The following is an 18,996-nucleotide window of genomic DNA, read 5'->3' on the forward strand; positions in this document are numbered from 1 at the left end:
TGAGGACGTCGCTCGTCTCAGCGCTCGGGGAAGGTACCGACTTGCGCCCGAGCGGGTGTCCACGACCTGGGCCGACTTCCTGCGCTCTTAGGCGGACGCGCTTGGTAGCCCCCACAGCGGCAACGTCCAGCACGAACGCCTCAGCAAGAGGTTTCCCGACAAAGGCGGAACCTCAACCGGAAGGCCCACCGGAAACCCCTTGCATCCAGATCGCGACCGAAGCCGACCCAGTCCGAGCAGTTCGCCGGGCGGGATCATTCCCCCACGAGCCCGGCGTCGTTGAACCGTTTGACCAGACTGGGCTTACCCTGGTGGCGTTCCCGCAGGCGAGTGAACTGCCCGGTGAACTGGCTCATCCGGTCATCGCGGTAGGCCAGTTCGCGCAGGTCACGCAGCATCTCGACCGCTTGGTCGTATTCGCGGGGCTTCTTGGTGTCGATGAACGCCTCCACCCGCGCCCACGCCCGCTCGCCCTCCCCGGCGAGTTCAGCGAGGTGGCGTTCGCGGGCCTGCTTGCGTTGCTGTTCCCGCCGCTCGAGTTCGGCCTCCCGCAGCGCGGCTTCGTCCCGCTGGCGGGCCTGCCGTACCTGGTCGGTCGCGTCCAGCAACTGCCCGACCGTACGCCGCGGGCCGTCGGCGGTCGCGGCCGGGCCGGCGAACTCCCGTCGCAGCTCCAGTTCCACCCGTGCGGCATCCCCGGTGGCCACCCGCATCAGCAGGGCGTCCTTGCGGGCCTCCGTCAGCCCTTTCACCCACGCGGTCAGCGCGGCTCGATCATCTCCTGCGGCGTGCGCCGCCGGGCTGGCCTGCGCCGCGACCGCCAGCAGGTCATTATCCAGGCGCAGAAAATCGGCCAGAGCCCGCTGAGCGGCGGTCAACGCACCGAGTCCGGCCGGGACCGGCGGCTCAAGCACGTCTTCCTCGTCGTAGTCGAAAGCGTCCTCGTCACGTTCCCAGCCCCCGTAGGCCGACAACCAGGCCAGATACAGCGGGCGCAGGTCACCGCCGGCCAGTTCGGCCCTTACCCTGACCAGTGAGGACAGCATGTGGTCGAGGTCGAGATCCCAGGTCTCCTCTTCCTCCTGGAAGGTCAGGTCCACGATCACGTGTTCGCCGGAGGTCCACGCGCACACCTGCTCGCCCACGGCGTACTGCTCGGTGGTGGCCAGGTCGAGCAGCGAAGCCGGGAGGCGGAGCACGAGACGGCGGGTGCCCCAGTTGGCGTAGTAGAGATGGGCGTCGTAGTAGCGTTCCATCAGCTCGTTCGGATCGCCCTTGAAATCGCCCCAGTGGTAGTCGTTGGTGAAGCTGGTGGCGGTGATCTGCGCCCTGGTCGACAACGCCCGCACCTCGGCCTGCTGCCGGTCGGTCAACGATCGGTCCAGCGCGAGGAACTCGTAGTACTGGTACTCGCTCACGCGCTCACCCGCCCCAGCGCCGGTAGGCGGCGATCCACTCGGCTCCGGCCGGGGGCGGCTCAGGCAGCGGCAGGTCCAGGATGCCGATCAGCTGCCGGTGTTTCCCACCGCGGCAGATGGCCGCGATACCGGTTCCTGGGGAGTCGGTGACGCCGGTCACCCTCACGCGGACGCCCAGCACGGTCGTCTCGAACGGCACCTGGAGGTTGTCCTGGAGCACGGCGGCGAACGCTGCCCGCTGCTCGTCCTCGTCGTAGGCGTCGAGGGTCGCCTCGGCGATCAGCTCATCCAGGCGGTCATCGGGGATGTCGGGGGCCACGGGCGACCACGATAGCGAGCAGACCGCCTCGTCATGGCCGACTTGTCCCGCTACAAATGTGCTGCCCCATACGCCTCCCAGATTTCGGGGCGAAGACGTCCCTTGTCGGGCACGTCCAGGCCGCGCTCACGCGCCCAGGCGCGGACCTCGGCGGTCGACGGCTCCGGTCGTACGTCAACCGGTGAGGGCTGGGGCGGAGAGTGGTCGGCGGCGGCGTACGTGGCGGCCAGGAACCGGTAGGTCCACTCCTCGGCCAGTTGCCGGGTCTCGCCGAACACGATCGGCACGTTCGGGAAGGCCACCTGCAACTCGGCGATCCCGTCGGCGACTACGGCGGGCCGGACGTGCTCCAGCTTGAACAGCTGGCTGTAGCGATCCTCGACGATGACCGCGGCATGCGCGAGCGCCGCGAGTTCGGTCAACTGGTACTTCAATCTGGTGCCCAGCAGGCTGGAGACCAGATCGGCCAGGCTCTTGCGCTCGACGGCCGCGTGCAACATACCGCCGATCTCGATGCCATAGTCGCCGCAGGCCAGGCGCTTCTTGGTCAGCTCGGCCTGCTGGCGAGCGAAGCGATAGGCATACCGCTCACCGCTGTCGATGACAATGGGCAGCGCGGCGATCCCGGCGGCCCGCGCGGTCGGGGTGACCACGTTCGGGCGGGCCTGCTTGCGGACCCGGGCGGTCTGCCAGAAGATCGCGTCCCGGCCGCGAGCCTTGGTGAAGACGATCTGCGACCGGTTCTCCCTGGCCCGGTCGAGAACCAGGTCGATGGCCGCACCCCGCCGTACACACGATCTCACCGAAACCCGCTCGACCACCTCCGGATCGTCGGGCCACTCCCCGTGGCCTGCGGGGTAGCAGTAGATCGCCTTCTCGCGCGGCCAGGTTCCGCCCGTGCGCAACACGAGGCCGTCCCCGAGCGGCAGCCGGATCAAGTACGGCAGGCGCGAGTCGGGGTCGGGGTTGGCGACGATGAGCAGCTCACGCACCGCATCAGTATGGCCGAGGTCAGAACCGTCGGCAGGCCCGGCTTGCGTATTACCCGGTCGACTTCACCCAGTCTGGAAGCCTCGCCTGGACCCTCCTCACAACCTGAGCCCGCAGGGCCCATCAAAATGGGGCACCCTTGTACGGTGGGAAAGGGGAGCAGTCTGGCCCGGCGGGTGGCCCAAGTGGCGGAGAACGCGCTGGTCCAGCGTAAGCACGTGACGGTGGTCGACGTGATCTGCGGCCTGCGGTGGTCGTACCAACGGGACATCGACACCTGGCGGCAGGGCCGCGCCGACAGCCTGGAGCGGGTGACCGCGGTCGACGCGGCGAAGATGGCGGACGCGGTGGCCCTCCTGCGCGAGTGGGCGACGGCGCGCGGGCTGACCGCGACCGAGACCGCTCAGGTGTCGGGGAGCCGGGACCGGCGGCCGCTCCGGTTCACCGCGGACGGCGACGAAGAGATGGAACGGCAGTTCAAGATCGAGTGGTATTCCCCCGAGCTGAGCGAGGCACGCCGCCGGCAGCTCACCGAGCGCCGGAACAAGGCGCCGGATCTGGTCGTCATCGCGGGCTCGGCTCCGTGGTCCTGCGGAGGCTGCGGAGCTACCGGGCCGCACCACATCATGGAAGACGACCGCCCACACTGCCTGTCCTGCGCGGACCTGGACCACCTGGTCTTCCTGCCGGCCGGAGACGCGGCACTGAGCCGCCGAGCCAAGAAGGAGAGCGTGCTCTCCGCGGTGGTCGTCGAGTTCAACCGCCGCAGGAAGCGCTACGAGCGGCGGGGCATCCTCGTCGAGGACGAGGCCCTGGCCCGTGCCGAGGAGCAGTGCCTGGCCGACGAGGAGGTACGGCTCCGCCGGCGCGAGCGCGACAGGGTGCGGCGGGAGGCGGGCGACGTCGAGTTCCAGGCGGCGTTGGCCGCGGAGATCCGCCGACTGTTCCCCCGCTGCCCGGACGAGCGGGCTCAGGCGATCGCCGTCCACGCCGGGCTGCGCGGCAGCGGCCGGGTGGGCCGCACCGCGGCGGCCCGCGTGCTGGACGAGCAGGCCGTCACGCTGGCCGTCGTCGCGTCCGTACGGCACCTGGACACGGACTACGACCACCTCCTCATGGCGGGCGTGCCCCGGAGGGAGGCACGGGACCGCATCCGCGACCGCATCGACCAGGTGCTCACCACCTGGAGCGCCTGATCTCACGAGTCGGCCGGGCCGCGCGTGTCATAGCCCGGTGGCGCGGTGGTCCTACATCCAGTGGATCGCGATCCGCTCCGGAGACCTTGTTCTGCTCCGAGGAGTTCTGGGCGTGGCTGTCTCGGGTCGAGACAGATGCCTGCGGGGGCGACCAGCATGCCCGGCTGGTGCTGGGCCGTGTGGTGGCGGCGCTGGACTTGCTGCGTCGGCTTCCCGAAGCCCCGAGCGGGAAAGCGAGATGGCCATGCTCAAGTGGGTGCGGCAGTCGCGGCGTTATTCGTTGTGGCGGGTTAGTCATGTCTATCACCCGGATGTGGCGGTGCGACTGATCTGCTGGTTCCCTCCCAAGGCCGACACGGTGGTGGTCGCGCTCTTCGCCGGAGACAAGGCGAAGATCGGCGATATCTGGTACTCCTCGGTCGCCGCGCGAGCGGACGCCTTGATTGATCAATGGATGCGGGAGATGTCGTATGACAACCAGTGAACCAACCGGGCCGGTGTTCTCGCGCGGGAACGACCTGTACTGCTGCATAACTCGTTGCGAGGTGCTTGATCTGCGGTTTTGCCCAGCGAAGGCGGTAGGGCAAGATCGGGGCTTGTGTCGGTTCGTCTGCTGTATCTGATCTTGATGCGGGTGTTTGGCTGGCTGGTGTTGCTGGGACGTGGTCAGGCGTCCAAAGATGTCGAGATCATGGTGCTCCGGCATGAGGTGGCGGTGTTGAAGCGTCAGGTCGTCCGGCCGAAGCCGGACTGGGCCGATCGAGCGGTCCTGGCGGCCTTGGCCCGCTTCCTATCGACGGTGCTGCGAGCTCATCGCCTGGTCACCCCAGGCACTTTGTTGGCCTGGCATCGTCGTTTGATCAAACGCTCGTGGACCTATCCCCACCGCCCTGGCCGTCCTGGAACAAGCAAAGAGGTCCGGGATCTCGTCGTCCGTCTGGCCCGCGAGAATCCGAGGTGGGGGTATCGGCGGGTCCATGGTGAGTTGGTTCGGCTCGGCTTGCAGGTTAGTGAAGCGACGGTGAGACGGATCCTGCGCTCGCGCCGATCCGGTCCGGCTCCCCGAAGCTTCGACACCTCCTGGCGGACGTTCCTGCGTCTACCGGCGAAAGGGTTGTTGGCCTGCGATTTCTTCCGCATCGACACGGTCTTCTTGAAGCGTCTGTACGTGTTGTTCGTGATGGAGGGTGGAGACACGGCGCGTGCACGTCCTGGGTGTGACCGCGCATCCAACAGGCGCCTGGACGGCCCAGCAGGCCCGTAATCTGCTCATGGATCTTGGGCAGAGGGCCAGCTCGTTGCTCAGCGGAGCGATCAACGAGTATCACCGAGCCGCGTAACTGACCCGATGAAACGCCAGCTCAGACCCCGTGTTCGAGTTTTGAAGCGGTACAGGAGTCCTCCACGAGTACCTGCATGCTGCTTGAACTGCATGGATGATGATTTCGGCAGGCACAAGATCTGTCGCGTATCCGCGTCTCTCCGGAATTGCTTCCGCGTGTCTTCGCTGTCTTGCAGGGGCTTGCTCGTCATGTCGGGCGGCGGGGGTATCGGCTTGGGACGTCGACGAAGAATCCCAAGGTCGCCTTCTACATCCTGATAGGCATCCGGCAGTGGGGGTCGAACTCGCCGAGGAGAGGGAGTTGATAGATCCGCCACCACCGCGTCCGCTGTTTCGACCGCATAGCGGGCTGCCTCGGCGGAAGCTTCGTCCGGCTGTAAATTACATGCTCCACCACGAGAAACAGCATGATGGGCCGGATTCTGGTGACCGAGCGGTCAATGCCGTCTTTGCCTCGGTCCGTTTGAAAATTATCCTCAGTCGATCAAATGATCCGTCCATGTAGGAGAAGCATGCAAAAAGTTACTTGGCTCCGCCGGTTCGGCCTCGTCTCAGCGGTAGTGGCGGTCGGCCTGGCGACCACGCCCGTGGCCGCACACGCCGACGGCTATGACACTCCCCGCAGCGCCACCGCCGTGGGGGCGGGCAACACCTACGCGGCCGGGTTTGCGGCGGCCGAACAGCGGGCCCGGGCGGCCGTCCTCGCGGTCGGCCACGACTGCACCCCTGGGACCTATTCCACCCTATCGACCTATGTCTCCCCGGGCGGCGGCACGTGGGTCTTCCAGTCCACTCACCACGCGATGTGCGTCGACTGATCAAGCTCGGCCTCTGCCGGGCAGCGGGGCAGGGTAGCCCCGCTGTCCGCAGCGGAGGCCGATCCGTAGCAGTGCCCGCCCGTCTTTGAACGTATCCCTCCGGTGTGAGCAAAGCTGACCTGGTCGTCTCAGGTCAGGGTGCTCGGTGCCGAGCGGTGTGGGCGATGTGCCGTGCGGGGGGTTGGGTCGGAACGGACGCGGTTTGAAGCCATGCCATCTCAAGATCGCAGACGGGCGTCATCGCTGTCCGCCCTGGCCGAGCTGGCCGCCCCCAATGTCAAGGCATGCAAGGCCGAATTGGTCACTGCCCTGACCGGCGCATTCGGTGACGTGCACGCGACCGAGATCGCCATCTTGCTGGAGTTGATCGACACTCTGCAGGCCAAGGTCGTCGATCTGGACGAGCGGATCACCGTTATGGTCGCGGCGTTGCCCGGCGCGGCCCCGGTCTGCACGACCTGCGGCCTGGTCGGCGGCTGGCACGCGCCCGGCTGCATCCACCTGACGCTGCCCGTGCTCGGCCTGGCGCAGCGGCTGGATGAGATCACCGGCGTCGGGCTGGTCTGCGCGCACGTCATCATCGCCGAACTCGGCACCGACGTGATCGCCCAGTTTCCCACTCCCGCGCACGCCGCCGCCTGGGCCAAGCTGACCCCGATTACCAACCAGTCCGGGACCATCACCCGGCCCGGAAAAGCCGGCAAGGGCAACCGGTGGCTACGCGCCGCGCTCGGCGCCGCCGCCATGTTCTGCGCCAAAACCAAGGACAGCTTCCTCGGGGAACGCTACCGGCGGATCCGCCGACGGGGCGGCAAAAGCAAAGCCATGGTCGCGGTCGCTCGCAGCATCCTGGAGATCGCCTACCTGCTCATCGCCGACCCCGCCATACGCTTCCGCGACATGGGCGCGGACTACTACGACACCCTCAGCCCCGAACGTCAGACCCGTAACAAGATCCCCGACCTGGAACGGCTCAACCCTGGCATGAAGGTCGCCCTCGTGCCTATCGACCACGCCGCAGTCTGATCAGGCTTCGCGCCCCGGCTGTTCACCCGACACTGGGTGAGTGGCCCCACTACTTCACGTATCGCCACAGCTCAACCCTTACCTCGGGCCGGACCGGGTGTCGGGATACTGACGTGCGCCTACCTGACGGTCGCTATTTCCGATCAGACGGCGGCTGAAGTTTCGGCTCAAAGGATCATCTTCGAATCGTCCGGTGCCCTCGGTCAGGACGTTCTCGGCAGGACCGTGGGCATCGGCGCGAATGACGTACCGATGGGGAGCCATGGCGACCCGGACGCCGGGTAGCGCGTCCATGCAGGCGGCGTGCACCTTTTGCAGGTCGGTCGAATCCGGATCGATCAGGGTTGCGACCAGTTCGTCGTCGTGCACGGCCACCTCGGCTTCCCTGGCTCCTGTCGCGTTCCTGACCAGTTCGGCGACGCTCGGCAGATGGGCCCAGCCCGCTTCCGTCAGGTGCCAGTCGCCGTCCCTGCGGGCCGGGGCGAGGACGGTGTGCTCGCCGATCTCGGTGGTGCCGATCTCGGTCGTGGTGGCGGCGCAGAGCAGGCGTTCCACGCCGCGCAGCCAGTTCAGGGCCTCATCCGGGGGCAGGATCGCCGCGTCCAGGAGGAGGGTCAGCCGCAGCATGTTCCCGGCGTCGTCGGCGAAGACGAAGTAGGTGCTGGTGCTGCTGTCCACGCCGTCGAGCCATCGCCAGATCGTGCGATCCAGCGCGTCCTGCCCGATCTTCCCGGGAGTGGCGGGCCGCGCGGGTCCCAGCTGCCGGTAGTTGAGCCAGCAGGACAGGTCGAAGGAAATGCCGCGCTCGTGCTCGATCTCGTGCCGCAGCTTGGCCAGCTCGCCGGGCGGGTGCGGCCCGAACCGCGCCGCTCGGGTGAGCGCGACTCCCGATCGCGCGATCAGATCAGATATCGAAATATCCGATAAATCGATGCATACCGGGACGTCCTGGGTGTGCATGCCGACCGCGAAACGTGTTCTCGGGGCGATCCTGTTGCCCACGGTCAGCTGCAGGAAGGAGCGGCCCAGGCCGCTGACGTGCCCGGCGATCGCGCTGACCCCCGCGTACAGCACGGTCGCCGGGCTGACCTGGTGGCGCGCCGCCAACGCCGACACCGCCATCGCCAGCGCGGGGGAGTCGAACTGGAGATACCGGTAGCGCGGCGACTCGACGGCGGCGGCCGGGCGCGGCAGCATCGTCTGCGGCATCACCCGCAACGTCTCCGCGTGCCAGGCCACCGCCCGCTCGCCGTGCCGCCGCCCCGCGTCCGACTTCTCCCATTCGGCCTCGTCCAGCGGCCGGTGCGCGCGCTCTGGCACCCGTACGGGCGCGGGCGGCCGCGCCAGCAGGTCGCGCAGATGATGGCGCACCCAGTGCCCGCCCGTCTGATCCAGCACCAGATGCGAGGCCACCACCACCAGCTGTCTGGGCACCCCCGCCGACGTCACCAGCGCGAACCGGATCGGCCACTCCTCGCTCACGTCGAACGCCACCGACCACATGGCCGCCGCCGCGCCGTCCGCCACGGTCGCCGCCGCCTCGGCCTCGATGACCGGCACGACCAGCTCACCCTCGCGGAGCACCCGCTGCCCGGGCCCGTACGGCGGCGGCACGTAGACCGTTCTCAGCGCGTCGAAGCTCTCCACCAGCTCGCGCAGCGCCGCGAGCACGTCCTGCTCGCTCACGCCACGCCGCAGCGCCCAGGTGAAGCGGAGATTGACGCTGCTGGTGTCGGGACTGAGCTGCTCCATCAGCGCGAACATGTGCTGCTGCGCCCAGGTCAGCGGCCCCTCTGCCTCCTCGGCTTTCGCCTGAAACGGGACCACACGGGCCGGAAACCCGGCCAGTTCCGCCGGGATCTTGCTGTGCACCGGGCCGCTCCTTCGTAGCAGCGCCTGCCTGCCTCCGCCGACCAGGGGCAGGTAGACGCTGCCGAGCACCGGAGGAGGCGAGCCTCACCGAAAACTTTCGTAAAGTCCACTGCCTCCGGGGCGGTTTTCTCGTGCCATTTGCTCTTTGTGAGACTAGTCAGGCGTACGAATACAGGCAAGAACGGTGCCGATAGATCTCCGATTGTGACCGAAATATTTCGGAGAACGAGAACGGCCGCGCCGTCCGGAGACGACGCGGCCGTGGTTTAACCCGCTAGGCGCAGGCCTTCCCGTTCAGCGTGAACAGGCCTGGCGTGGGGTTCGCCCCGCCCGCGCTGTCTCCGAGGAAGCCGAACGTGACCGTGCTCCCCGGCATGATCTTCTTGTTGTGGCTGAGGTTGGTCGCGGCCACCGACGCCCCCGTCTGGGTGATGGAGGTCAGCCAGTGATCGGTCACCTTCTGGTCGCCGATCCAGGCCCAGCGCAGCGTCCAGCCGTCGATCGGCGTCGTCCCGGTGTTGGTGATCGTGGCCTGGGAGGTGAAGCCACCGGCCCACTGCCCGTGCCGGACATAGTCCACCTTGCACGCCCCGGCCGCCGGGGCCTGCCCGTCACCCTGGTCGGCCAGCGCGGACGCGATCCAGCTCAGCGCCGAGTTCCAGTTGACCGCCACCTCGTTGGTCGCGTACGACTCGATGTTGTCGACGTAGCAGAACTGCGGCTTGCACCCGGCCAGCAGGCCAGAGGCGTACGGATCGTCAAGCCCCGCGTTCGCGCCACCGGCGATCGACCCCGCCGGGGGATTGGGCAGGCTCGCGTCGAGCTGGTGGCCGAAGATCCGGCTGTGCTGGTTCTGCGGGTTCTTCTCCCCCCAGCCGGTGACGTAGGAGTGGTTGAGCGCGTTCCTGCCGAAGATGTAGTCCATCCCCTGCAGCGCCCCGGTCTGGTACTTGCGGTCCCTGGTCAGGTCGTACGCGGTGGCCAGCACGATCACGTTGTTGATGATGTTGCTGTTGGAGCCCCAGAAGTAGTTGTTCGCGCCGCCGGGCAGCGGCAGCCCGTACGCCTGGGTGGCCAGCGTGGCCAGATACGCGTCCGCGGCCGTCACCACCGACTGGCGGAGCTGCTGGCGCTCGGCGGCGGGCAGCTCGTTCGGGATGGTGGCCAGATCCATCCGGCCCAGCGCCGCGGTGGCCGGCCAGCCGAAGCCGGTCGAGGTGAACACGTTGCCGGTGTGATGCGGCGAGGCGCGCAACTCGGTCAGGTAGGGCGCCTCCCCGGTGGTCAGGTAGAGCTCGGCCGCCGCCCAGTAGAACTCGTCGCTCACGTCGCCGTCGCTGTAGGAGCCGCCGCCGTTGCCGTCGTTCGGGTCGGCGAACCTGGCCGGGTTGGCCTTGGCGGCCGTCCAAGCGCGCTTCGCCGAGGTCAGGCATTTCGCCGCGAACGCGGCGTCGTACCGGGCGAACAGCCGGGCGCACTGGGCGGCGGTGGCGGCCAGGTTGAGCGTGGCGGCGGTGGACGGCGGGTGCAGCTCGCGGAGCTGCGGGTCGTCCTCGGGCTGCAGTGGCAGGCCGGTCCAGTTCTGGTCGTGCATCTTGTGGTGGGCCATGCCCGCCAGCGGCTTCCCGACCGGCACCTGCATCCGCATCAGGAACTCCAGCTCCCAGCGGGCTTCGTCCAGCACGTCCGGCACGCCGTTGCCGCGCTCGGGCACCCGCAGCGTGCTGTCGCCCAGCTCCGCGCCGCCGAAGCCGGTGATCGCGGTCTTGGTCCGCTCGAAGGTGTTCAGCAGCTGGTAGGCCGCGATGCCGCCGTTGACGACGTACTTGCCGTGGTCGCCCGCGTCGTACCAGCCGCCGCGCACGTCCAGGCGGTAGTCGCAGACGCCCGGCTGGCACGGCACGTCGGTGTCGCCCTGGTTGGGGGCGACGCCCAGGTGCCCGGCCGGGCGCGCGTACTGCGCGCCGAACAGGGCGCCGTCGATGGCGATGCCGCTGCGCTGCAGGGCGAAGAACTGCAGCGAGTCCGAGCGCAGCTGGTCGTAGACGTCGGCGGAGATGTCGAACGGGTAGCTGGTCTGGTCGTCGGCGACGAGCGTCAGGCCGGTCCCCGTCCCGGTGTAGGAGCTGAAGTCGATCGTGTGCACGTTCTGCCCCGACGCCTGGTCGACGCCGCGCGGCGTGCTGTTCCCGCTGGCCAGCACGGTGCCGCCGCCGTTCTTGAGCTGCCACGGCAGCGCCGCGGTCGCCTCGGTCACGACGGTCGCGTTCTTCGGCCCGTGCGGCAGGTAGCCGACCTGGTTCACCCTGACCCGCGGGCCGGTGTCCGGCACGTACGGCGGCTCCTCCTCGCCCCCGCGCAGCGACACGTCGTCCACGCACAGGCGGTACTCGGCCGTGTTGGCGCCCACATGGAACACCACCTGGGCCCGCTCGCTGTCCGCGGTCGCGGTGAAGGTGTATTCGAAGGTCTGCGTGGCCGCGGTCAGCGGCACCGTACGCCCGAAGAACGAAGTGAACGGCGCGTCGCCCAGTTGCACGTTGGCGTTGACCGACGAGCCGGGCGAGGCCGACGCTTCGAACGAGAAGGTGTAGGTGGCGCCGTTCACCAGGGGCACGTCGTTCTGCCCGATGCCGGCGTCCCACGGGTTGGCCAGACCGGCCGGAACCGTGGTGCACAGCCGCCCGTCCGCCGTGCTGGTGGCGTTGGTGCCGTAGGTGAACCAGCCGCCGAGGCCGTCGGCGAAGTCGCCGTTCTCCAGCTGCTCGGGCCCGCCCGCCGGAGGCTCGGCGTCGGTGTCGCTGGTCAGCGAGACGTCGTCCAGGCAGAACGTGAACGCCGCGGCGCCGCCGCCCAGCTGGAAGGTGAAGGTCCCGTTGGCCGAGTCCAGGTTGCCATCGAACTCGTAGGTGAAGGTCTGCGGCGTGGTGGTGAGGGCCACCTCGCGGGAGATCGCGGTGGTGAACGGCGCCTCGTTCAGCTGCACGTTCGCCCGGACCGTCACGGCCGCGCTGGCGGAGGCCGTGAAGGTCAGCGTGTACGGGTCGCCCTCGGCCAGCGTGATGTCGTTGTGGCCGAGACTGGCGTCCCAGGGGTTCGCGGTGCCCGCGGGCACCTGTGCGCACAGCTCGCCGTCCACGGCCGAGATCGGGGTGTTCCCGGTGGACCACCACGGGGTGGTGGCGCTGTCGAACGTGCCGTTGTCGATGTGCTCGATGATCTCGGCGTGCGCCGAGGAGGCCGTCAGGCCGGTGAGGGTGAGTACGGCGGCCGCACAGCCCGCGACGAACGCGTGCAGGCGCCGGCCAGGCGATCGGGTCACGACGGTCCTTCCAGGAGCGCGTGGGAGGAATGTGGGAGCGCTCCCGCGCAGGCTAGGGGAACTCGTGACCGTCGAGAAGACGTGCGGTGGGGTGCTGCTCGCCGGGGGGTCGATCCGCAGGTCGCAGGGGTGGAGAACGGTTGTCGCGCGATCTTCGATGAACCTTTCACCGCGGCATGGCGGACATGCCGCGGCGTCGGGTGTCGTGGGCGGATCAGGCGCCGGAGAGCTTGCGCCAGGTGGCGTAGCGGTTGGTCGGCGGCAGCCAGACGGTGATGAGGGCGGTCAGCCCGGCCAGCCCGACGGCCAGGGCGAGGATCATGTTGAGCGAGCTGAGGTTGTCGGCCAGGGCCATCAACGCGGTGAAGAGCGCGCCCAGGCTGAAGATCGTCAGCACCACGCGGGCCCAGGTCTTGGCGGACCGCAGCGCCATCAGCAGCAGGCCGACGACCAGGCCGTTGATGATGAAGGTCACGGCGCGGCCGGTCACGATGGAGGTGTCGACCTCCCGCATCGCCGCCTCCACCAGCTCCTCGCTGAAGCCGAGCGACTTCACCTGGTCGATGAGCAGGTCCTCGCCGGAGATCAGGTAGATGACGCCGTTCACCACGTTGGCCACCGCGATGACGAGGGCGCTGATCAGGGTGATCGTGAGGGTGACCGGGGTCTTCAGCGGGCCCTGGGGCGCCCCCGGGTGTCCGGCGTTCTGCGGGTAGCCCTGCTGCGGGGGGTAGCCGGGCTGCTGGACGTGGTAGTGGCCCTGCTGGCCCGGATACTGGGGCTGCTGGCCTTGGTACTGCGGCTGCTGTCCCTGCTGTCCGGGGTACTGGGGCTGCTGCGGCTGCTGCGGGTCGTACCGTGTGGTGGCCTGCTCGGCCGGGTACTGAGGCTGCTGAGGGTATTGGGGGTTTTGTGGATACTGCGGGTTCACGGATTTCCCTTTCATAGCACGAAATATCGGCATACGTGCGGCAATGCCAGCCGATCAACGGGGGCAGCCTGAACACGCACCAGGTGATCGATCAATTCCCCGGCCGTCGATCGGAGGGAAGATCAACGAGGCGCCGGAGGGCGCGCGGCGGGTAACGCTAATACCTTGGCGTCGCCCCGCGGTGAGATCCAAGGTCCACAATGAACCGGAAAAATCTCCTTAGTGGACCTGTTCACCGAGCCGAATCAGTGCATTAAAGACGAGATATCCGACAAAAGCCGACGAAACTGGTCAGCAAGCGTTAGCCGGTTAAGAGCGGGCTACGTCGCGATTCCCATGATCTGCTTGACCGTGCCGGGATCCCGCAGCGTGCGCAGCATGTAATGGGCCACATCGGCGCGCGGCACCAGCCAGCCACCCCGGATGTTCTGCCCGTGCGCCGTGCGGTACACCCCGGTGAGCGGCTTGTTTGTCAGCCGCGGCGGGCGCACGATCGTCCAGTCCAGGCCGCTGTCCCGCAGCACGTCCTCCAGTACGGCCAGGTCCTCGTACACCGGGCGGAAGGCCGCCTTCGCGAACGGCGCGAACAGGTGCCGCATGAAGAACCCGTCCCCGGGATCGAAGCGCGGCGGCCGGGGGTTCGCCGGGGTCGGGAACGTCCCCATGGGCGCGGCGCTGACCACCACGATCCGCCGCACTCCGGTGTCGTGCATGGCCGCCGCGATCGCCCGCGTGCCGGCCCCGGCCACGCCCGCCTCGGCCCTGGCCCGCGGGCCGAGACCGGACAGCACCGCGTCGGCCCCGGCCACCGCGTCCCGCAGCGCGGCGGGATCGGGCGCCGACAGATCCGCCGTGACCACCCGCGCCACACCGCTCAGACCCCGCGGATTGCGCGCGACCGCCGTGACGTCATGCCCTTCCGCCAGGGCTTGTTCGACCAGCTGGCGGCCGATCCCGCCGGTGGCCGCGAAGATCGTGAGTTGCATGGCTCGTACCTCCGAGTGGCGATACCCTTTTCTCTGTATGTCATACGACACGAGGATCATATCATATGGATTCCGTATCATCTGAGTTCGCGGCTCGCCACCGGCGGCGGCTGACTGTGGAGATCAAGGAGTCGCTGCGCGAGCTCAGCAACCAGCTGTCGCTGCTCAACCACCACGTGGGCATGCACGCCGGGCTCAAGGACGTGGATCTGGACTGCCTGGACCTGATCTCCCGGCACGGCCCGCTCAGCCCGAGCGCCCTGGCCAGAAGGGCCGGGCTGCACCCGGCCACGGTGACCGGCATCATCGACCGGCTCCAGCGCGGCGGCTGGGTGATCCGCGAGCGCACCCCCGACGCGTCCGACCGGCGCGCGGTGGCCGTCCGGGCCCTGCGCGACCGCGGCGCCGAGCTGTACCACCTGTACCAGGGCATGAACGCCGCGATGGACGAGATCTGCACCGGCTACGACGACAAGGAGCTGGAACTCCTCGCCGGATTCCTGCGCCGCACCACCGTCGCCGGCCGCGAAGCCACCGACGCCCTCGCCGACGAGGACTGAAAAGGGGGGTGCCGGTCACCGTTATCGGGCGACCGGCACCTTTGCTTCGTGACGACTGGCGTCGGCTCTTACGCCGTGACCACCGACTCGTCATCGGCCGTGGCCGTACGGGCGGTGACCAGCACCGGGCGTTCGACCACGGAGACCTCCACCCGCAGGCCGGGCGCGAGCCGTACCGCGTCGTGGCCGGGGACGTCGGCGAGGACCTGGCTGTCGTCGGCGAGCTGCACCCGCAGGCGGGCGGTCGAGCCGCGGAACGAGGAGGCCAGGATGAGCGCCGAGCCGGATTCGGCGGGCGTGACCAGGACGGCCTCCGGCCGGACCAGCACGTCCACCAGCTCGCCGGGGGCGGTGCCGTCCACCGGCAGCAGCTTGCCGAGCACCTCCACCCGGTCGCCGGTCACCCGGCCGGCCAGATGGTTCATGGTGCCCACGAACTCGGCCACGAACGGCGTGGCCGGGCGGTCGTAGATCTCGGCGGGCGCGCCCACCTGCTCAAGACGCCCGTCCTTCAGCACCGCGACCCGGTCGGCGATCGACAGGGCCTCCTCCTGGTCGTGGGTGACGAACACGGTGGTGATGCCCAGCTCCAGCTGGAGCCGGCGGATCTCCTCCCGCAGCGACACCCGCACCTTGGCGTCCAGCGCCGACAGCGGCTCGTCCAGCAGCAGCACCTGCGGCGCGAGCGCCAGCGCGCGGGCCAGCGCCACCCGCTGCTGCTGCCCGCCGGACAGCTGGTGCGGGTAACGGTCGCCCCGCCCGGCCAGGCCGACCAGGTCGAGCAGCTCGTCGGCCCGGGCGTGCCGCTCGGCCACCGGCCGGCCCCGCACCCGCATCCCGAACGCCACGTTGTCGCGCGCGTTCAGGTTCGGGAACAGCGAGTACGACTGGAACACCATCCCGGCGTCCCGGCGGTTGGCCGGAACCCGGGTGACGTCCTTGCCGTTGATCAGCACCATGCCGGAGTCCGGCCTCTCGAACCCGGCGACACAGCGCAGCGCGGTCGTCTTGCCACAGCCGGACGGGCCCAGCAGCGCGATCAGTTCGCCCTGCTCGACGGTCAGGTCCAGGCCGTCCAGCGCCACCGTCGGGCCGTACGTGCGCCGCAGCCCGCGGAACTCCACGGTCATGATTTCTTCCTTCCGGCCCGGGACAGCGTGAGCAGCAGCAGCCAGGCGAGCAACAGGCTGAGAATGGACAGCGCCACCGACAGCTGCCCGTCGCTGCCGGAGATCGTCACGATCCAGACCGGGAACGTCTGGTAGCCGAGCAGGGCGGCGATGGTGTATTCGCCGAGCACCAGCGCCAGCGTGAGGAACGCGGCCCCGGCGAGCGCGGAACGCAGGTTGGGCATGATCACCCGCAGCATCACCTGCGGCCAGGACGCGCCCAGGTTCCTGGCCGCCTCGACCAGGGTGACCACGTCGATCGCCCGCAGGCCCGCGTCCAGCGACCGGTAGGCGAACGGCAGGGCCAGCACCACGTACGCCAGGACCAGCACGAACGGGAAGTTCTCATCCTGCAGCGAGATGAGCGTCTGCCAGAACGGCGTGGCCGCCAGCGCGTCCGCGCCCTCCCGCAGCGAGGTGCTGATGCCGACCACGTAGGTGATGGGCGGCACGACCAGCGGCAGCGTGGTGATCGTCTCCAGCACCGGCCGCAGCCCCGGCGCGCCGAGCCGCACCGCCAGCATGGCCGGCAGGATGAGCAGCAGCACGATGACGATGGTGGCCGCCGCCAGCGCCAGCGACAGCAGGAAGCTCGAGACGAAACCGGGCGCCGACAGGATCCGGCCGTAGGCGCCGAGCGAGAAGCCCTGCGCCTCGTTGTAGACGGTGAACGTCGCCGCGATCAGCATCGGCACCAGGAAGTACACGGCGGCGATCAGCAGGACCACCCGCCGGCCCCAGCCGCCGCCCGCGACCGCCGCCACCGGGGCCGTTGCGACGGGTGTCACCGCAGCCATCGTGAGCTCCTTCGTTGCAGCGGCAGGTAGACGGCCATCACCAGCAGGGCGATGACGATCATGTCCAGGCTCAGCGCCAGCGCCACGTTCTCGAAGCCGACCAGCACGTTGCCGGTCAGCGCGTCCGCGATCTGCAGCGTCACCAGCGGCACCGACGCGCCCACCATGGCGGCGGCCGTCGCGTAGGCGGCGAACGCGCCGCCGAACAGCAGGACCACCCCGCCGAGCAGCGCGGGAGCCAGCACCGGAATGCCGACGAGCCGCCAGAACTGCCAGGTCGTCGCGCCGTTGTTGAGCGCCGCCTCCCGCCACTGCGGGCGCAGCCCCTCCAGCGCCGGGGCGATCACCAGCACCATCAGCGGGATTGAGAAGTAGAGGTAGACCAGGGCCAGGCCCCAGAAGTTGTAGAGCAGCCCCGAGCCGAGCCCGAGGCCGGTGGTGACCACGCCGGAGTTGCCGAGCGTGGCGATCCAGATGAACGCCAGCGGCACCCCGCCGAAGTTGGCCAGCACCCCGGACACGCTCAGCACCGCCTCACGCAGCGCCGAACTCTTCGAGGTCAGTACGGCGTGCGCCACGAACGTCCCGGTCAACGCCCCCACCACGGCCACCACCGCGGACAGCTCCACACTGCTCAGCAGCGTGCCCAGGTACGGCTCGCGCAGGCTGCGGGTCACGTTCGCGAAACCGAACGAGGACGGCTCGCCGGGCGCGCCCTTCTCGGTGAACGCGCCGACGGCGAGCATCACCGCCGGGATCCCGAACGCGACGGCCACCACCAGGAGAAGGGGCGCGGCTGGCGCCCACCCCTTCCCCCAGGTGCGGCGTGCCCTGACCTCGGTCATCCGGCGACCGCGGCGCCCCAGCCGGCCGCCAGGTCGGCCTGGGCCTTGGTGGCCTGCGCGTCGGTCGGGAACGTGGGCGTGCCCTCGACCGCCGGCAGCGCGGCGGACGCGGCCTGGTCCACGGTTCCGTCAGCGATCATCGCGGGCAGCAGCACCGGGCGGGCGAAGCCCTTCAGGAACAGGTTCTGGCCCTCGGGGCTGTAGAGGAACTCCTGCCAGAGGCGGGCCGCCGCCGGGTGCGGGGCGTCCTTGTTGATCGCCTGCGCGTACAGCTGGAAGTACTTGCCGTCGGTGGGGATGACGGTCTTCCAGTCCAGGCCCTTGGGGGTCATCAGCGGCGCGTAGGCGGCGTTGTTGTAGTCCCAGTCGATGCTGATCTGGGTCTCGCCCTTCTCGATCGTGGCCGGGGTGGTCTCGACCGGGTTGAAGTTCCCGGCGTCCTTCAGCTTCTTGAAGAACTCGATGCCCGGCTTGATGTCGTCGAACGAGCCGCCGTTGGCCAGCGCCGCCGCGTACACGCCGGCGAACGCAGAACCCGCCTTGGTCGGGTTGCCGTTCATCGCGACCTTGCCCTTGTACTCGGGCTTGAGCAGGTCGGCGAAGGTGGTCGGGCAGGGGTCGACCTTCTTGGCGTCACAGCCGATCGACACGTAGCCGCCGTAGTCGTTGAACCAGAGCCCGCTCGGCTCCTTCTGCCCGTCCGGGATCTTGTCCCAGGTCTGCACCTTGTACGGCGCGAACAGCCCTTCGGCGGCCCCGCTCACCGCGAACGCTTGGCCGACGTCGAGCACGTCCGGGGCGCGGTCCTGGCCCTTGCGGGTCTTCACCGCGTTGATCTCGTCGGCCGAGGAGGCGTCCGGGGTCTCCTCCTCGATCGTGATCTTGGGGTACTTGGCCTTGAACGCGGCGAGGATCTCGCCGTAGTTGGCCCAGCTGGGCGGCAGCGCGATGACGTGGAGCTTGCCCTCCGCGTTGGCGGCCTCGACCAGCTTGTCCAGACCGCCGAAGTCGGCGGCCGAGGTGGCGGTCCTGGCGTCCACCCCGCCCCCGCTCGGCGCGGCGGAACCGGACGCCCCCGTGGTGCCGGGCGCCGCGCCACAGGCGACGGCGCCGAAAATAAGAACGGCCGAAAGGCCGGCGAGTGGCAGTCGTGCAGAGGTCACAGCAGATCTCCAGGTGAAACGATGTAGTACTTCTCCGAACAAACTAGGGATGGTGTCTCTGCGGTCAGTGACGCGCGCGTGAACAGGGGCGTACCATCTGGAAACCGCTGACTTCATAGGGCGGTCCTTCGGCTTGGGTCCCGATCATGACTTGGTGTGCTTTTATTGCTCGATACCACTTGATATTGGTCAATATCGGCCAAGAAGGTCTCCATTCGGTGCCGAACTTGCTGCGTACCGAG

General features: G+C 68.8%; 17 protein-coding genes. 6 read left to right on the plus strand and 11 right to left on the minus strand.

Features of this window, described 5'->3' with window-relative positions:
* Positions 1 to 254: 254 nt before the first annotated feature.
* Genes Amac_RS00980 through Amac_RS00990 form a run of 3 tightly spaced genes read right to left on the minus strand, consistent with a single transcriptional unit; the run spans position 255 to position 2,729 of the window.
* Positions 255 to 1,418: a hypothetical protein gene (locus tag Amac_RS00980; protein ID WP_155352335.1), complete on the minus strand. Its 1,164-nt coding sequence runs from the start codon at positions 1,416 to 1,418 to the stop codon at positions 255 to 257.
* Positions 1,419 to 1,422: 4 nt separating this feature from the next.
* Positions 1,423 to 1,737: a hypothetical protein gene (locus Amac_RS00985; RefSeq protein ID WP_155352336.1), complete on the minus strand. Its 315-nt coding sequence runs from the start codon at positions 1,735 to 1,737 to the stop codon at positions 1,423 to 1,425.
* Positions 1,738 to 1,787: 50 nt separating this feature from the next.
* Positions 1,788 to 2,729 carry an ERCC4 domain-containing protein gene (locus Amac_RS00990; RefSeq protein ID WP_155352337.1) on the minus strand — a complete coding sequence of 314 codons (942 nt, stop codon included), beginning with the start codon at positions 2,727 to 2,729 and terminating at the stop codon, positions 1,788 to 1,790.
* A gap of 144 nt (positions 2,730 to 2,873) precedes the next feature.
* Between Amac_RS00990 and Amac_RS00995 the strand changes: the two genes are divergently transcribed.
* From Amac_RS00995 to Amac_RS01020, 5 genes are all read left to right on the plus strand, one after another.
* Positions 2,874 to 3,923 (plus strand): DUF2293 domain-containing protein, encoded by a 1,050-nt coding sequence (locus Amac_RS00995; RefSeq protein ID WP_307729683.1) that lies wholly within the window; start codon positions 2,874 to 2,876, stop codon positions 3,921 to 3,923.
* Between the two features lie 238 nt (positions 3,924 to 4,161).
* Positions 4,162 to 4,407: a hypothetical protein gene (locus Amac_RS54665; RefSeq protein WP_218040812.1), complete on the plus strand. Its 246-nt coding sequence runs from the start codon at positions 4,162 to 4,164 to the stop codon at positions 4,405 to 4,407.
* Positions 4,408 to 4,521: 114 nt separating this feature from the next.
* Positions 4,522 to 5,187, plus strand: coding sequence for a helix-turn-helix domain-containing protein (locus tag Amac_RS54670; RefSeq protein ID WP_218040813.1), 666 nt, complete (start codon positions 4,522 to 4,524; stop codon positions 5,185 to 5,187).
* Positions 5,188 to 5,777: 590 nt separating this feature from the next.
* Complete coding sequence (locus Amac_RS01015; RefSeq protein WP_155352339.1) at positions 5,778 to 6,083, plus strand: hypothetical protein; 306 nt, start codon at positions 5,778 to 5,780, stop codon at positions 6,081 to 6,083.
* A 210-nt stretch (positions 6,084 to 6,293) separates the two neighbouring features.
* Positions 6,294 to 7,109 carry a transposase gene (locus tag Amac_RS01020; protein WP_155352340.1) on the plus strand — a complete coding sequence of 272 codons (816 nt, stop codon included), beginning with the start codon at positions 6,294 to 6,296 and terminating at the stop codon, positions 7,107 to 7,109.
* Between the two features lie 78 nt (positions 7,110 to 7,187).
* Here the strand turns inward: Amac_RS01020 and Amac_RS01025 are convergent, their stop codons facing one another.
* The 4 genes from Amac_RS01025 to Amac_RS01040 form a co-directional block, all read right to left on the minus strand.
* The gene (locus tag Amac_RS01025) at positions 7,188 to 9,050 is read right to left on the minus strand and encodes a condensation domain-containing protein (protein ID WP_155352341.1); all 1,863 of its coding nucleotides are present in this window, start codon (positions 9,048 to 9,050) and stop codon (positions 7,188 to 7,190) included.
* 205 nt (positions 9,051 to 9,255) lie between these two features.
* Positions 9,256 to 12,303, minus strand: coding sequence for a glycoside hydrolase family 9 protein (locus Amac_RS01030; protein WP_218040814.1), 3,048 nt, complete (start codon positions 12,301 to 12,303; stop codon positions 9,256 to 9,258).
* 214 nt (positions 12,304 to 12,517) lie between these two features.
* Positions 12,518 to 13,249 (minus strand): hypothetical protein, encoded by a 732-nt coding sequence (locus Amac_RS53445; protein WP_170322228.1) that lies wholly within the window; start codon positions 13,247 to 13,249, stop codon positions 12,518 to 12,520.
* 305 nt (positions 13,250 to 13,554) lie between these two features.
* Complete coding sequence (locus tag Amac_RS01040) at positions 13,555 to 14,220, minus strand: NAD(P)-dependent oxidoreductase (protein WP_155352342.1); 666 nt, start codon at positions 14,218 to 14,220, stop codon at positions 13,555 to 13,557.
* 65 nt (positions 14,221 to 14,285) lie between these two features.
* On the opposite strand from Amac_RS01040, the gene Amac_RS01045 reads away from it, so the two are divergent.
* Positions 14,286 to 14,780 (plus strand): MarR family transcriptional regulator, encoded by a 495-nt coding sequence (locus Amac_RS01045; RefSeq protein WP_155352343.1) that lies wholly within the window; start codon positions 14,286 to 14,288, stop codon positions 14,778 to 14,780.
* 68 nt (positions 14,781 to 14,848) lie between these two features.
* Here the strand turns inward: Amac_RS01045 and Amac_RS01050 are convergent, their stop codons facing one another.
* The 4 genes from Amac_RS01050 to Amac_RS01065 are packed head-to-tail and all read right to left on the minus strand — an operon-like array spanning position 14,849 to position 18,754.
* Positions 14,849 to 15,910 (minus strand): ABC transporter ATP-binding protein, encoded by a 1,062-nt coding sequence (locus Amac_RS01050; RefSeq protein WP_155352344.1) that lies wholly within the window; start codon positions 15,908 to 15,910, stop codon positions 14,849 to 14,851.
* On the minus strand, positions 15,907 to 16,746 hold the full coding sequence (locus Amac_RS01055; protein WP_155352345.1) for an ABC transporter permease: 840 nt from the start codon (positions 16,744 to 16,746) through the stop codon (positions 15,907 to 15,909). The genes Amac_RS01050 and Amac_RS01055 overlap by 4 nt, the downstream gene beginning before the upstream one ends.
* Positions 16,734 to 17,591 (minus strand): ABC transporter permease, encoded by an 858-nt coding sequence (locus tag Amac_RS01060; protein ID WP_155352346.1) that lies wholly within the window; start codon positions 17,589 to 17,591, stop codon positions 16,734 to 16,736. Before Amac_RS01060 ends, Amac_RS01055 begins: the two co-directional genes overlap by 13 nt.
* Positions 17,588 to 18,754 carry an ABC transporter substrate-binding protein gene (locus Amac_RS01065; protein WP_218040815.1) on the minus strand — a complete coding sequence of 389 codons (1,167 nt, stop codon included), beginning with the start codon at positions 18,752 to 18,754 and terminating at the stop codon, positions 17,588 to 17,590. Before Amac_RS01065 ends, Amac_RS01060 begins: the two co-directional genes overlap by 4 nt.
* Between the last annotated feature and the right edge of the window lie 242 nt (positions 18,755 to 18,996).

The organism is Acrocarpospora macrocephala (assembly GCF_009687865.1).
Taxonomy (GTDB): Bacteria; Actinomycetota; Actinomycetes; order Streptosporangiales; family Streptosporangiaceae; genus Acrocarpospora; species Acrocarpospora macrocephala.

Bases quoted from the DNA above. Each gene is read 5' to 3' on its own strand.
- Amac_RS53445 (WP_170322228.1), bottom strand. From the start codon at position 13,249: ATGAAAGGGAAATCCGTGAACCCGCAGTATCCACAAAACCCCCAATAC.
- Amac_RS54665 (WP_218040812.1), top strand. From the start codon at position 4,162: ATGGCCATGCTCAAGTGGGTGCGGCAGTCGCGGCGTTATTCGTTGTGG.
- Amac_RS01050 (WP_155352344.1), bottom strand. From the start codon at position 15,910: ATGACCGTGGAGTTCCGCGGGCTGCGGCGCACGTACGGCCCGACGGTG.
- Amac_RS01055 (WP_155352345.1), bottom strand. From the start codon at position 16,746: ATGGCTGCGGTGACACCCGTCGCAACGGCCCCGGTGGCGGCGGTCGCG.
- Amac_RS01060 (WP_155352346.1), bottom strand. From the start codon at position 17,591: ATGACCGAGGTCAGGGCACGCCGCACCTGGGGGAAGGGGTGGGCGCCA.
- Amac_RS01040 (WP_155352342.1), bottom strand. From the start codon at position 14,220: ATGCAACTCACGATCTTCGCGGCCACCGGCGGGATCGGCCGCCAGCTG.
- Amac_RS01020 (WP_155352340.1), top strand. From the start codon at position 6,294: ATGCCATCTCAAGATCGCAGACGGGCGTCATCGCTGTCCGCCCTGGCC.
- Amac_RS01015 (WP_155352339.1), top strand. From the start codon at position 5,778: ATGCAAAAAGTTACTTGGCTCCGCCGGTTCGGCCTCGTCTCAGCGGTA.
- Amac_RS01045 (WP_155352343.1), top strand. From the start codon at position 14,286: ATGGATTCCGTATCATCTGAGTTCGCGGCTCGCCACCGGCGGCGGCTG.